This is a genomic window from Rickettsia sp. 109562A South Dakota, from assembly GCF_055791265.1.
Window position 1 is genome coordinate 1,232,928 of record NZ_CM147703.1, and the last position, 13,328, is coordinate 1,246,255.

Sequence of the window (13,328 nt, forward strand, 5' to 3'; positions counted from 1 at the left end):
ATGTTTAGACAAAATAGTATCATTGAAGAAGAAGGAGAAGATAAGTTAATAGCTATTCCCATTGAAAGAGAGGATGGTTTTATAAGATTTGGATACCGTACAATTTATCAATGTTATTATAAGCAAACTGGATATTTACCTTGGACAACCCCTTATACTCTAGACAGACCTTTGCATAAAACCCTTTCCCCAACAACAGATAATATCGATCATGATAAATTACCGTTAGGTGGCGAAATAAACGAAAATGCTTCTTCTTAATTAGTGTCACAGCGAAAAGACTATTGCGTGATATGTCATTCCCGCTTTCGCAGGAATCCAAAAAAGTAAAGCAATTTAAACTTTTTAGTTTTAGAAACTAATAGCACTTATGCATTTTGATTACTGGATTCCCGCTTTCGCGGGAATGACATTAACCGTTTTTCAAGAACCATACAACTATAAACATTTCTAATATCATGAGCTATAAATATTTATTTTATAACTCATATTATACCATAATTGTGAGTTATATATACTTTTTTCTATATGAAACTGATATCTAAAACAAATTATTGCTATTACGTACATAATGTGGTACACTTAAAGCTACAACTTTTTTAGGGATAATATTGTGGCTATTTACACGAGTTCGCAAGCACGAGCTAAATTATTTACTCTTATTGACGAGACAAATGAAACTCATGAACCTTATTTATATAAAGGGGAAGCGTAATAATGCAGTAATCATATCAGAAAAGGACTACGAAGGATTACAAGAAACTTTGGCTATTTATTCTGTACCTGGATTAGTGGAATCAATACTTAAAGCTAGTAAAGAACCATTAGAAGAATGTATTAGTCATGAAGAATTTTGGAAATCATGAAATATACTCTGATATATAATAAAAGAGCATTAGCTGACAAAGATCAATTAACTGCAGCTAAATTAATAGATAAAGTACAACAATTATGTAATGATTAGCTATTCATCCCACTCCTCCAAATAGTAAAAGACTTTATCGTGATTTAGGTGGTAAGCGTTCTATAAGAATTAATTTACAACATCGATTAGTTTATGAAATATTAGAGGATAAAAAAATTATAAAAATACTTAGCATGTGGGGACATTATGAGTAAGTATTTATTAAGACTTATGCCACGTTCTAAAAATCATCTCGGCAAGTGATTTACTAATTCCATTTACTTTAGCAAGCTCATCTATAGTTGCATCGCATACTGCTTTGTATGAACCGAAATAATGCAGTAATGATTTTTTACGAGTCTCACCTATACCCTCTATGTCATCAAGACTTGATAATTTGATGGCACGCGATCTACCTAGTCTATGATTCTTTATGGCAAAACTATGAGCTTCATCTCGTAAGATTTGCAAATATTTCATAACCGACAAATTCTTATCCAGAGTAAATACTTCCTTACCTATCATATGGAATTGCTCAAGACCGGCATTTCTATCAGGACCTTTTGACATACAAACAAAAGGAATATTCATTTTAAATTTATCCATTACCTCTTTAACAATGCCTAAATGTCCCCTACCACCGTCTATAATCATTAAGCTTGGCAATTTATACGGCTCTTGCTTTAATCTTGTAAGCCTCCTTGTTAGGACTTGTCTTAACATCTCATAATCATCACCCACCGCAGCATTATACATACCGTTGGTGTCATCCCGTGGCTTGACCACGGGATCTAGATTGTTTGTTAATGTACTAGATCCCGCGATCGAGTCGCGGGATGACAATGAGAAAACCCGATATTCTTTTTTATCAAAACCTGACTTACCGGCAACTACCATAACTCCAACCGCAAACTTACCTTGAATATGACTATTATCGTAAATTTCTATTCTTTCAGGAATCTCAGAAAGATCAAATAACTCTTTAATTTCAAGCATAATCTCTTGATTTTTTGCAAATTTCTTCAAATATTGCTCAAGAGAAAACAAAGCATTTGTTGCGGCGTTCTGAACTAGCTTGGCTTTACCTCCACTAATAGGTATTATAATGTTGAGTTTAGTAATATTATTGCTTTGCTTAATTGCTTCTATAACATCCTCTTTATCATCAACCTCATTATTAATAATAATTTCCGATGGTAGTTGTTGTTTTTGATAAAATTGCAATAAAAAATATTTTAGCACTTCCTCTTTAGTGCTATTTTCCGTGGAAGTAGGAAAATAAAGAATATTACCGCATGCTTGCCCTGCCCTATATAAAAACACTTCTACGCAATAATGTCCGTTCTTTTCTACAATAGCGATTATATCTGCGTCTTTAACAATATCCGAGATACCTGCTTTAAGCTGCACATAACTAAGTGCTTTAATGCGATCTCTAATTTCTGCCGCTTCTTCAAAACGCATCTGACTACTTAGCTTTTCCATCTTTTTAGATAGGTTCTCTTGGAGTTCTTTAGTGCGACCTTGTAAGAAAGCTTTAACCTGTATTACTAGCTCTGCATAATCTTTTTTATTTATCTTACCGACGCAAGGAGCATAACAACGTTTTATTTCATATTGTAAGCAAGGGCGAGTACGTGAATTAAAGTAATTATCCGTGCAGGAACGTAATTTAAAAATTTTTTGTAGTTCGGTCAAAGTAGTATTAACTTCCGTAGGCGAGGCAAAAGGACCAAAAAACTTGCCGTCACTTAGAGTTCTACCCCGATATTTTAGCAATTGTGGGAAATCATGATCTAAACGTAACTTGATAAAAGGAAAAGACTTGTCGTCCTTAAGAAGAATATTAAATTTTGGCTGAAATTTTTTGATTAGCTGTGCTTCTAAAAGCAGTGCCTCAACTTCGGAATTAGTGATACTATATTCTAAAAAGCGAGTATTTGCAATCATCCGAAGCGTCTTATTATCTAAATCTAGTTTAATATAATTAGTAAGACGCTTTTTTAAATTTTTAGCTTTACCGACATAGATAACTTGCTTGTTAACGTCAAACATCCGATAAACCCCTGAACATTCAGGAGCATCTACAAGTTTAGATTGAATTAACTCACTTCCGGTAGCTTCTGAGGTCATATATATGGTTTCCTATGTCATTCCCGCGTAGGCGGGAATGACATTAAAATTATTTGTCGAGCCATGTAATAATGTTTCTTCTAATTCCCCGCTGTATTATACGGATTGTCATTTGCTACTTTAACATCCACTGTTTTTCGTGTATTGTCATCAAAGAAAAAAGTTATTTTAAAACTACCTCCTACATTTAAAGGTCCTTTTAAATCATAAAGCATAATATGCATACCACCGGGCTTAAAATCAACGTTAATATTACCGGCAATTAAAAACGGGTAATCTACTTTTACCATCTTACTAACACCACTCTCATCAGTAATTGTTTGATGAAGTTCTATTTTATTTGCGATATCTGAAGATATATTCACTAAATTATAACTACTACTTCTACTATTTACTAATGTAAAATACATAGCAGAATTGCTAACTTTACCTTGCACATCCACTGTAGGTCTTGCCCAAGGCTGTGCAAAGTTAACGGCTATTGCTGCAGGTAATAGATCACCGGACTCATCAGAAGAAGAATTTGTAGAATTAGGATTTTGAGCTGTTTGGTTATCAGCATAGCTTACCGCACAAATTAAAGTTATAAAACTAATTAATAATGTTTTTAGCATAATAATACCTTTGATAAATTAAAATAAAATATTAGCATAGATAAAATATAAATCTAGTTTTTTAAAAGATATTTTTTGTACACTTCTTGCGGTAACCTCTCTATAGCATAACGAACTGCGGTGCTTGGCATTTGTAGAGCATAACGATCTAAAAAATCTATTAATTGTTTTTCGTCTTTTTTGCCTGCTTCACGTAGCATCCAACCTACTGCTTTATGCATTAAATCATGTTTATCGTTTAAGAGTAATTTTGCTATTTCAAAAGTCGTATCTAATTCATTATTTTTGATAAAATACCAAGTAGCAACTATAGCTATTCGTCTTTCCCAAAGAATTTTCGATTTTGTTAATGTAAAAAGATAATCCTTTTCTTTATCCCATAAATAAGCTCCGATTATATGATGGGCTGAAGCATCTACTAAATTCCAATTATTTACGTGTTTTATATTGTTTAAGTAGAAATTATAAAAAAATTCTTTATCTTGTGCTTTCTGATACTGCATAATCAAAATAACTAATGCTAAAAATCTTTCTTCATTAAATTCTGAAGTAATAAGCCGACTTAAATCATCTAACGCTAAATAATAATAACTTTTAGCTACCTTACGTAAAGTCGGCACGGTAACCCCAATAAACCGATCATGCTCTCCATACTCTCCTTCCCTAGTTTTAAAGAACAGCGTTCTACGTTCTACAGGAATAGTAGCTGAGCTAAGCAAAATATTTCTAATTTGTTGTAAATTTTCTCTCATGTTCAATAATCCATTTTTTACGATCTAGCCCTGAACCGTAACCACCAAGCTCGCCGTTATTGTTGATGATGCGGTGACACGGAATAATTATAGCGAATTTATTTGCCCCATTAGCATTTGCAACGGCTCTATAAGATCTTTCCCTACCTATTACTTTAGCTTGAGCAAAGTAACTTCTTGTTTCACCGTAAGGTACATTCATTAGCTCTTGCCATACTAATTTTTGAAATTCGCTTCCTAAAAGATATATAGGCGTATCAAATTTTTTCAAAGTACCGGTAAAATAAGATTTAAGCTCCTCTTCGATTGATGAAATCGGTTTAGTGCGATCTTCAGTAATAGCTGATTTTGTTTTAATCTTAAGTCTTTTAATTTTATGCTCTAATCCTTTACTTTCAGCAAAATCAAGCAAATAAAGCCTCTCTTCATCGCTAATTGCCAGCATGGCACCAATCGGAGTATCAAGCCAAGCTGATTTTAAAACATTATTATTTTCATATCCATATTGTAGACGGTACACACGAATTACATTATAGTTATATTCAACAAGAAATACAAAAAGCCCCGAATCAACCTATCATTTCTTATACGCTTTCTTATGAACTAGATACTCTAGATAATAATTTATTAAAACAAAATGCAACAGCTTATCTACAAGAACAGAATTATGAGCCAGTATGGCACACTGATAATTACCATAAAAACGCTTTAGAAATATTAGGAAATTATTACAATAATCCGGCTATAGATATTATATAAATGTTGATAGCTTAAAAATTCTACATTATTGCAAAGAAAATTAGGCATTGCCGGTATATTATTTTCATTACTTAATAATCAATAGCAAATTACAAAAGTAATTCGCTATTTGCGTTATTTAAACCAAATCATTTAGCTTCATGCTTTTTGGCCAGATCAATTAAGCTTTCCACAACATCACTTAAATTTTCGGTATTAAAATTAATCCCCATTTCTTTTTTAACAACATCAAAAAAATAATCATCAAGTGAATTTTTCATTTCATTTAAAATTTTAGTGTTTTTTGTCCAATGAACAATTATTTTTTTCTTAATGATCTCATAAGTATCAAGAGCAATTTTAACGGTTGTTTCATGCTTATTTTGATCTATTTGATCCTGTAAGAAGTGAAATGATTTTCTATAAAAAGCTATTATTGTTTTGTTGTTGCCTAATTCACTCGGCACATCATTTTTAAATTCAGATCTTATTTTTTTAACTCTATTTAAAAGATCACTATCCGATAAACGTTTATTATGATGCTGTATTATTGTGTTATTTATAAGGGTAGAAAATTTTTGATAAAAGGCAGGATCGATATTGATATAATCCTTAATACTTGTATTTGATTAGCCATATCCACGACCGTGATGTCTGTGCTTTTAATAAATTTTTCAAACATTTCATCGTCAAAAATGTTCACCGCTTCAGTCTTAGTAATATGACCGGCAATAACACGCTCATCAAGCAACTTTGTTATTTGACTGGTATATATTTTTTTATCCGGTTTTTCTTTATAACGCTTTTCCACTATCTCTTTGAGCTTATTAAATCTTTTTAATTCATTCTGTAGTTCTTTTGAAGAAACTTCAGATAATTTATTAGAGTTAGAGGCTATAGACATCAGATTTTTAAATTTATTCAACAAGAAATAAAACTTATTGCGTATAGCTTCATCGGCTAAATGCTGTTCAAGCTGTTCAAAATCCAAATCGTTAGGCACATTTATAAAAATATTTTTAATTTCTTGCAGTAACGGAAAAAGTTCTTTTAACTTATCATCTACAAAAAATATAGCGTCTTCTAAATCTTCTTTATCGAAATTGTTTAAACCGTAATTTTCATAAATTTGATGTGCTTGTTTTAATTTATTCGATAACCCTACATAGTCAATTATATAACCGTATTCTTTAACTTTCCCTTTTTCCTCAAATAGACGATTTGCATGAGCAATTGCCTGTAAAAGACTATGCTCTTTTAATTCTTTGCATATGTAAATAACAACATTACGCGGTGCATCAAAACCGGTTAGTAATTTTGAAACTACAATTAAAATTTCAGGATCACCGGAACTTTTAAATTTTTTAATAATTCTATTATTAAATTTTGGTCCATATTGTTCCCTCATGTTTTTTAAAAATTTATCTACTTCATTTTCGCTTTCAATATTTTCATAACCTTCCCGATCATCGGTAGAAGATATAACAACTTCAGAACTTACCTGTCCTATATCATCTAAAATTTTTTTAAAGCGAACGGCAATTAATCTAGAAGGAGCTATTAACATGCCTTTTAAACCCGTGCCTTTAAACGTTTTTAAATAGTGCGTTGAAATATCAAATGCTTTGGCATAAATAGCTTCCTTTGTGTGAGAAAGCATCTTTGAGCGACTGAATCTTGTTTTCAAAGGTGCTTTTTCTTCTTTATCTAATCCGTTAGTAATCATGTCAAAATATTTATCAAGCAATGATTCATCTTCAAGATATTGCTGAATAATACGTCCCTCATAAAATAACGGTACGATCATATTATCTTTTAATGCATCTTTTATAGTATATTTATGAATTGATTTACCAAACTTTCTAAAGGTATTGTTTTGGTCTTTTAAAAGCGGTGTACTGGTAAATGCTATATAACAAGCGTTAGGCAAAATAGTTCGCATTTTATCTGCTAAATCACCGTATTGAGTACGATGACCTTCGTCAATAAGAGCAAAGATATTATCGTTGGAATCTTGACAATTATCTTCAAAAACTATTTGAAATTTATTAATTACCGTAGTTATAATAGATACATCGCCTCTAATTAATTTAATTAGCTCTGCCGATGTAGTAGTTGCAAGTTTAGGTTCAAGTCCGCAAGCTTTAAAAGTATTTTCAATTTGTCCGTCAAGGTCAATTCTATCGGTTATAATTATGATACGCGGATTAGCAAGATTAGCAGATTTTAGGAGAAATTTACAATCATTACCATTGTTAAAGATTTGCCTGTACCTTGCGTGTGCCATATTACCCCCCTTTTCTAATGTTATGCTCCTCACGTTGTCCTATCCTTTTTATAGTTGCATGCGTGGCAAAAAATTGATGATGACGGGCTATCTTTCTTACGTCATTATCACAAACACAAAAATTTTTAACTAAATCAAGTAATCTTTCAGGACGGCATAGAACATAAAGTACTTTATCTTGCTCGGTAGGTTCTACGCTACTTGCTAATTGTTGTTTATCAAAATAATTTCTACAAGTAGCAAAAGCACCGGAATAAAGAATATTTTTGACCTTTTCAGTTAACGACTTGTTAATTAGATTACGTATAATATTGATATTTTGTTTTTTTTCTTCCTCTTCTCACCAAATACTCCAATATTTGTCCGAGCTGCCTACGGTACGGTAGCATATTTCGCTTCATTTTTATTTATAGCGATTAATAATTGAGCATAATGAAAAAGATGCGGTATTTCATCTGATTTTTGATTACGTATATGCTGAGATATGGCTTGATCTAATGACTCGGTAGGCGATTTACATTCAATTACTACAAAAGATATGCCGTTAACGAATAATACAATATCACATATACGTATACTACCTCTACGTATTTTTGACTCTACCGGCATTTCAAAAGCAACGTGGTAAATATTATTTCTAGGCTCTTGCCAATCGATATATTGTAAGGTATAGCTTTTACCTTTCTTAATAGTGGCCCCTAAAGTTAGTAAATCATATATCTCTTGGTTAGTTTTTATTAAACCGCAATTTTTAATATCACTAAGTTGACGCACAACTTCTTTTGCATCACGAGAATTAAATTTATTATTAAATTTTTAAATTTTTTCGATTAATATATTCTCTAGCAATATGTCGTGAGGATTGCTCCGTTTGTTCTTTAGCTCTTCTTGATTAAGCAGTTCATAGCCGAATGCTATTAGTGCTTTCACGGCAGGTAAATGAGAAAGGTGTTTTTCGTCGATATTCGATTTGTTATTATTTGAGAACATAATTTTAATCATTTCTAAATTTCTTTATGATTTCTAAGTAAGGTAACCGTAAAGATAATTTACCCGGTAAATTTGCTATCAAATATGAAATTTAGAATATTACTTTGTTTTATTTTTAAAGCAAATTATAATTTTTACGTATCTACTTGCACACGCCACTCGCCGGTAAGTAACTCCTGTATTAATCCTTGTTTTTGTTTTTTTAAAAGCTCAAGCTCTTTTTTGCATGTTTCTAACTCATTACGCAAGCTATTAAGATAATTTGCAACCCGGCTTTACTGTTCAAGCAAGGGTATATATACTACATAGTTCTCCATAGAAGATTTTTGGATATTCGGCAAACCTGATCCTGTTTTTAGCCGCATAATTTTAGGTTCATTTTGTTTGAGTTGAAAAAATAAGAAATATTTATTTAAATTGGCAGCTAAATTAGTAATTGAATAACAATGTCCGCCTAACCAAAAATTTTCTTTACATAAATTTACAAAACCACACGAACCCCCTTCGCTAATAGTAATAGTATTTGCTTCCATGTTCCATTGATCCGTAAAGCCTGAAGGAGTTACACCACCGTTCCAACCAGGGTAAATACCGCCTTTCATATCAAGGCGATTTAATTGCTTTCCTTTGCGAACAGTAGCGACGCTAGAAAGTTTAACAGCTTGCCATTTCTCTTCCTTTGTCTGATTATTAAAGATATCTCGAGCAATTATGTTATAATTTTGTTGTTTGATATCACATAATTTGGTTAATATCTTTATACTTTCATCCCAAACACGTAAAATGTTAGCTATTTTTTGTTGTTCTAGTAAAGGAGGAACTAAAATAGATAAATTTGAATATTCTGCAGCATTTATATTAGGTAATGCTCCTTCTCGTAAAATTTTTTTAACCCAAGCTTTATATTTATTAGATTGAGTGAACAAAAAAAGATATTCCGGTAGAATAATTTTTTGATTTGAACGAAAACGAATTAAGTAACTTGCATATGCTATAACTTCATTAGATCTATGTAAATATGTTTTTCCTACAGTATTGCCTGTACGTGCAAAAACAATATCCCCTTTTTCTAAATAACAATTTTTTACATCTGCAAGATTTATACTTTTAGCATTATGAACGATTAAATTACCTTGTTCATCGATATCGGTAATACGTAAATATCTCGGTAGTAAAGGATCATAATTTAGAGCCGCTACATTTGCACCATAAGAACCTTTCCCTATAATACAATCTTTTAATAACAAATTTTTCCAATCTTTATGCATTGTTTCCACTTCTAAACTCATACATCAACCCCAAACTCTTTTAGATGAGCATCCATCTGGGATCGTATATTTACTAACTCTTTTTCAAGTTGTTGAATTTCTTTTTGCAGTTCTGCAACGTCAATTTCTTCTTCCTCCTCGTATGTATCAATATAACGGGGAATATTTAAATTATATTTATTGCTACGAATTTCTTCGATACTTGCTAGATGAGAATATTTTTCAATGGTTTTTCTATTTTTATAAGTATCAACAATTTTATTAATATGCTCGTCTTCTAAAAAATTCTGCCCTTTACCTGCTTTAAAAAATCCACTAGCATCGATAAATAATACCTCCTTTCGTTGTTCATTTTTCCCTTTTGCTTCTCTTGAGCGATCAAATACTAAAATAGCAACCGGAATACGAGTTGAGGTAAAAAGATTAGCAGGTAAGCCATTACTGCATCTAATAAGTTTTCTTCGATTAAACTTTGGCGAATTAAACCTTCTGCTCCTCCACGAAATAATACACCGTGCGGTACTACTATAGCAGCACGTCCACTACGCAGCTTAGTAGTCTCAATCATATGAGAAATAAAAGCATAGTCTCCTTTAGTTTTAGGAGGAATACCACGCTTAAAACGATTATACTCATCGTTAGCTGCATTTTCATGCCCCCATTTTTCTAAACTAAAAGGCGGATTCGCAACAACTATATCAAACGCCATAAGCTTATCATTTTCAAGTAACGCCGGATGATTTAGTGTATCACCCCAATGAATATGTGCCCCGCCTTCCGCATGCAAAAACATATGCATCTGTGCTAATGCCCATGTTGTATTAGTCATTTCTTGACCGTAAAGTGCATAATTATGATCCTCTACTTCTTTAGCTGCTCTAATTAAAAGCGAACCGGAACCACAAGCCGGATCACAAATTGTATTGCCGGACTCCGGAGCAGCAAGCTTTGCAAGCAAAGTTGATACGGCAGTAGGAGTATAAAATTCACCGACTTTTTTGCCTGCATCTAAAGCAAAGCGTGATATTAGATAAATATAACATTCGCCTATAATGTCTGCACTGACTCTATCGGGACTTAAATCTAATTCCGGTTTGTTAAAATCTTCTAACAGCATTTTTAAACGACGATTTTGTTCTTTAATCTTACCTAAATTATATTCTGAGTTAAAATCAACACGAAATACTCCTTTTAACTTGGTAGAATTCTTCTTTTCTATTTGTTCTAAAGCTTTATTTATAAGTTCACCGATATTATTTTTATTTCGTGTTATAAAGATATCATAAAAATTTGCACCTTCCGGTATTACAAATTGTTCTCGTTTTAATTATTGTTGAGCTCTCAAAGGTTCATCTTTATATTTTTCTTCATATTTTTTTGAATGTGCTATCCAAACATCTGCAATATATTTAAAGAATAGCATTACTAATATGTAATCTTTATAATTTGCTGCATCCATCACACCACGAAAAGTATCACAAGCAGCCCAAGCAGCACTATTTATTTGATTTTGTTTTACTTGATCAGTCATATCTTTATTTGATTTATTTTATCTAGTGATAGATTATATAGGTTAAAAATTGAAAAGCAAACAATCTAGTTTTCATAAAAATAGATAATAAAAATTACTTTTTCAACTATTATGTTTGTTTATAACTCAAAATTAATGGTAAAATATTTAGCTATAAATAAAAACTTACTTAATTTGAAAAATTAGTTTATTTGCAGCATATGGATTTTTTAAAGAAATTTAAGGAACGCTGAGAAGCCTAAAGATATTTGGTGGAGATGAAGGGAATCGAACCCTTGACCCTCTGCGTGCAAAGCAGATGCTCTACCCCTGAGCTACATCCCCGATTATTTGTTAGTGAGATTTGGGAAGTGAAAATATTAAGATAAACTTTTAACTAGTCCCCAAGGTAATGGTTGACCGTTACTTCCTACAACTAAATCTCCGGAAGATTCATATTCGGCAGCTAGAAAAGAATTTTGAGCAGCAATAAGCTTTACCGGCTTGATTTTCTGACCGTTATGAAAATATTCTTTAGCTTGTTCCCTAGAAGTCGGGTTATTTTTGGAAGCAGTTTTTGCTTTAGCTTTAGACATACACTATTAACTTTTTCTTAAACTTGTGAAGAATATAAAACTTTTTCCTAAACTTGTCAATAACTACCGTGTTTATAAATATATTAAGACATCAAAAAATTATTATTGCTCTGTTATTATTTTACTTTCACCGACTAATGCTATTTTAAATTCTGCTATTTCTGATACCGTTTTTCCATCATATATACTAAACCCCACTCCTCTAAATTCTACTTTTGCACTGATATCAGCACCATATGATAATAACAGCTTATATATTTCATCATCTTGAATATCTTTAGAAGTACACCGAACGTTTTTAGCAACCACATGCAAAGGTGTTTCTCCGGATTTTCTTTGATCAATTGCAGCTCCTTTCTCAAGTAATAGTTTTGCTACATTCAAGTATTTACCGCTTACAGCTTCATATAAAGGTGATCCTAGCAACGCTCCCTCGTTACCGTTTACTGTAGCTCCTTTTGATATTAGATATTTCGCTACTTCATAATGTCCACTACGTGCAGCTGAATTTAAAGGAGTGTCCTTAAAAATATCACTACACATATTAACATCTGCTTTTTTTTCTTCAACTAACCATTTAGCAACTTTTAGGGCATTATTTGCAGATGCCGAAAATAATTCAGTAGTAGATACTGCCCGTAATTTATTTAAACCATTTACTACATCCACTCTATCAAGAGAGATAGCTTCTTTTAAAACCTTTTCAAAACCAAATTGATTTACATAAGACTTTACATCTTTCACTATGCTATTTGACTTTAGCAACAGAGTTAAATTACGGTTTAATAGTTCCTTTATCATATTCTACTTATTTATAATTTGTGTTTCTTAAAGGTGATAAAGATCTTATTGTCATTCCCGCGTAGGCGGGAATGACAGCGACAGCCTAGCAACAAAGCCTACAAATGAGCTAGATGACAATGTTCTTTATTATTGACCAATTCGCTTCAAGCAGATTCTTTCGGTGATTTCTTTCAATTTTTCTACTCTAGCGATTAAATATAAAAGCTGTTCTTTAATAATTTAATAGTTTTTATCATATCTTGCATCAACATAAGCTTTTTGAAGTAATCTAAAACATTCTTCTTGCTCCGACGTTGCTACAGGAAATACTTGCAATAGTTCACTATTATAATTTTTTGCTCTACTACCTAACTTTTTTATATCATGCAATTTAGGTTTGTAATGTGAGAAAACTAATAAAATAGTACTGTAAAAACTTTCGGTAGCTTGATGAAGATAAAAAGCATTATGTCTAAGACTGTTTCTTTCTAAATTATTTTTAGAATCTATAAGAAATCCTGCCCCAAAATTAAACCATTCTTCATAGTAATCTTTAGCAATTTCTTTCATCTCGCTCCAAGGTAACTCCTTAGCTTCGCTTAAAATAAATTCACCGCTATCATACAAAAGAATACCTTCTTTTTTTATATCAGTGTAAAAATAACGTCCTTTTTCTAACTGCCTATTTACCTCGTCTATTGATTCAAGCATTATTGATATTCGTGCATAATATGGGATAATCTGATCTTTTTT

Annotated in this window: 15 protein-coding genes, 1 tRNA gene and 3 pseudogenes; 3 read left to right on the top strand and 16 right to left on the bottom strand. The window is 31.9% G+C overall.

The features are described 5' to 3' along the window. Complete coding sequence (locus ACIAS7_RS06875; protein WP_473198758.1) at positions 1–261, top strand: hypothetical protein; 261 nt, start codon at positions 1–3, stop codon at positions 259–261. A gap of 422 nt (positions 262–683) precedes the next feature. Continuing rightward, positions 684–866: a type II toxin-antitoxin system Phd/YefM family antitoxin gene (locus ACIAS7_RS06880; protein ID WP_473198759.1), complete on the top strand. Its 183-nt coding sequence runs from the start codon at positions 684–686 to the stop codon at positions 864–866. Between the two features lie 260 nt (positions 867–1,126). On the opposite strand, the gene uvrC is transcribed toward ACIAS7_RS06880, so the two are convergent. The 4 genes from uvrC to ACIAS7_RS06900 form a co-directional block, all read right to left on the bottom strand. Continuing rightward, positions 1,127–3,037 carry an excinuclease ABC subunit UvrC gene (uvrC, locus tag ACIAS7_RS06885; RefSeq protein WP_473198760.1) on the bottom strand — a complete coding sequence of 637 codons (1,911 nt, stop codon included), beginning with the start codon at positions 3,035–3,037 and terminating at the stop codon, positions 1,127–1,129. Positions 3,038–3,117: 80 nt separating this feature from the next. After that, the gene (locus ACIAS7_RS06890) at positions 3,118–3,651 is read right to left on the bottom strand and encodes a copper chaperone PCu(A)C (RefSeq protein ID WP_473198761.1); all 534 of its coding nucleotides are present in this window, start codon (positions 3,649–3,651) and stop codon (positions 3,118–3,120) included. A 53-nt stretch (positions 3,652–3,704) separates the two neighbouring features. Further along, positions 3,705–4,403, bottom strand: a complete 699-nt coding sequence (locus tag ACIAS7_RS06895; protein WP_473198762.1) for a DNA alkylation repair protein — start codon at positions 4,401–4,403, stop codon at positions 3,705–3,707. Further along, on the bottom strand, positions 4,378–4,848 hold the full coding sequence (locus ACIAS7_RS06900) for a methylated-DNA--[protein]-cysteine S-methyltransferase (RefSeq protein WP_473198763.1): 471 nt from the start codon (positions 4,846–4,848) through the stop codon (positions 4,378–4,380). Before ACIAS7_RS06900 ends, ACIAS7_RS06895 begins: the two co-directional genes overlap by 26 nt. On the opposite strand from ACIAS7_RS06900, the gene ACIAS7_RS06905 reads away from it, so the two are divergent. Continuing rightward, a complete protein-coding gene (locus tag ACIAS7_RS06905) occupies positions 4,839–5,162 on the top strand; it encodes a hypothetical protein (protein ID WP_473198764.1) in 324 nt (107 codons plus the stop codon). The genes ACIAS7_RS06900 and ACIAS7_RS06905 overlap by 10 nt on opposite strands. Before the next feature lie 128 nt (positions 5,163–5,290). On the opposite strand, the gene ACIAS7_RS06910 is transcribed toward ACIAS7_RS06905, so the two are convergent. From ACIAS7_RS06910 to ACIAS7_RS06965, 12 genes and pseudogenes are all read right to left on the bottom strand, one after another. Continuing rightward, positions 5,291–5,608, bottom strand: a complete 318-nt coding sequence (locus tag ACIAS7_RS06910; protein ID WP_473199456.1) for a hypothetical protein — start codon at positions 5,606–5,608, stop codon at positions 5,291–5,293. A gap of 92 nt (positions 5,609–5,700) precedes the next feature. Continuing rightward, positions 5,701–7,404: a type I restriction enzyme subunit R domain-containing protein gene (locus ACIAS7_RS06915; RefSeq protein ID WP_473199451.1), complete on the bottom strand. Its 1,704-nt coding sequence runs from the start codon at positions 7,402–7,404 to the stop codon at positions 5,701–5,703. Between the two features lie 396 nt (positions 7,405–7,800). Beyond that, positions 7,801–8,226, bottom strand: a pseudogene (locus ACIAS7_RS06920) (type I restriction endonuclease); the annotation flags it as partial. Between the two features lie 18 nt (positions 8,227–8,244). After that, positions 8,245–8,430: a hypothetical protein gene (locus tag ACIAS7_RS06925; RefSeq protein ID WP_473198765.1), complete on the bottom strand. Its 186-nt coding sequence runs from the start codon at positions 8,428–8,430 to the stop codon at positions 8,245–8,247. Positions 8,431–8,552: 122 nt separating this feature from the next. Further along, entirely contained in the window at positions 8,553–8,666 is a 114-nt protein-coding gene (locus tag ACIAS7_RS06930) for a restriction endonuclease subunit S (RefSeq protein ID WP_473198766.1), read from the bottom strand. Between the two features lie 27 nt (positions 8,667–8,693). Beyond that, entirely contained in the window at positions 8,694–9,707 is a 1,014-nt protein-coding gene (locus tag ACIAS7_RS06935; protein ID WP_473198767.1) for a restriction endonuclease subunit S, read from the bottom strand. Then, a pseudogene (locus ACIAS7_RS06940) lies at positions 9,704–11,217 on the bottom strand (type I restriction-modification system subunit M). The gene ACIAS7_RS06935 and the pseudogene ACIAS7_RS06940 overlap by 4 nt, the downstream one beginning before the upstream one ends. Before the next feature lie 249 nt (positions 11,218–11,466). Beyond that, positions 11,467–11,541 (bottom strand) — tRNA-Ala (locus ACIAS7_RS06945). A gap of 35 nt (positions 11,542–11,576) precedes the next feature. Then, complete coding sequence (locus ACIAS7_RS06950) at positions 11,577–11,792, bottom strand: hypothetical protein (protein ID WP_014412567.1); 216 nt, start codon at positions 11,790–11,792, stop codon at positions 11,577–11,579. 102 nt (positions 11,793–11,894) lie between these two features. Further along, positions 11,895–12,218 carry an ankyrin repeat domain-containing protein gene (locus ACIAS7_RS06955; protein WP_473199452.1) on the bottom strand — a complete coding sequence of 108 codons (324 nt, stop codon included), beginning with the start codon at positions 12,216–12,218 and terminating at the stop codon, positions 11,895–11,897. Between the two features lie 27 nt (positions 12,219–12,245). Continuing rightward, positions 12,246–12,593 (bottom strand): annotated as a pseudogene (locus tag ACIAS7_RS06960) (ankyrin repeat domain-containing protein); the annotation flags it as partial. 222 nt (positions 12,594–12,815) lie between these two features. Then, entirely contained in the window at positions 12,816–13,286 is a 471-nt protein-coding gene (locus ACIAS7_RS06965; RefSeq protein ID WP_473198768.1) for a HEPN domain-containing protein, read from the bottom strand. Positions 13,287–13,328 lie beyond the last annotated feature (42 nt).

What these genes read in the sequence shown, in the direction of transcription:
- uvrC (WP_473198760.1), bottom strand. Translation starts at nt 3,037, where the DNA reads ATGACCTCAGAAGCTACCGGAAGTGAGTTAATTCAATCTAAACTTGTA.
- ACIAS7_RS06950 (WP_014412567.1), bottom strand. Translation starts at nt 11,792, where the DNA reads ATGTCTAAAGCTAAAGCAAAAACTGCTTCCAAAAATAACCCGACTTCT.
- ACIAS7_RS06895 (WP_473198762.1), bottom strand. Translation starts at nt 4,403, where the DNA reads ATGAGAGAAAATTTACAACAAATTAGAAATATTTTGCTTAGCTCAGCT.
- ACIAS7_RS06875 (WP_473198758.1), top strand. Translation starts at nt 1, where the DNA reads ATGTTTAGACAAAATAGTATCATTGAAGAAGAAGGAGAAGATAAGTTA.
- ACIAS7_RS06900 (WP_473198763.1), bottom strand. Translation starts at nt 4,848, where the DNA reads ATGCTGGCAATTAGCGATGAAGAGAGGCTTTATTTGCTTGATTTTGCT.
- ACIAS7_RS06935 (WP_473198767.1), bottom strand. Translation starts at nt 9,707, where the DNA reads ATGAGTTTAGAAGTGGAAACAATGCATAAAGATTGGAAAAATTTGTTA.
- ACIAS7_RS06965 (WP_473198768.1), bottom strand. Translation starts at nt 13,286, where the DNA reads ATGCTTGAATCAATAGACGAGGTAAATAGGCAGTTAGAAAAAGGACGT.
- ACIAS7_RS06925 (WP_473198765.1), bottom strand. Translation starts at nt 8,430, where the DNA reads ATGATTAAAATTATGTTCTCAAATAATAACAAATCGAATATCGACGAA.
- ACIAS7_RS06890 (WP_473198761.1), bottom strand. Translation starts at nt 3,651, where the DNA reads ATGCTAAAAACATTATTAATTAGTTTTATAACTTTAATTTGTGCGGTA.
- ACIAS7_RS06880 (WP_473198759.1), top strand. Translation starts at nt 684, where the DNA reads ATGAACCTTATTTATATAAAGGGGAAGCGTAATAATGCAGTAATCATA.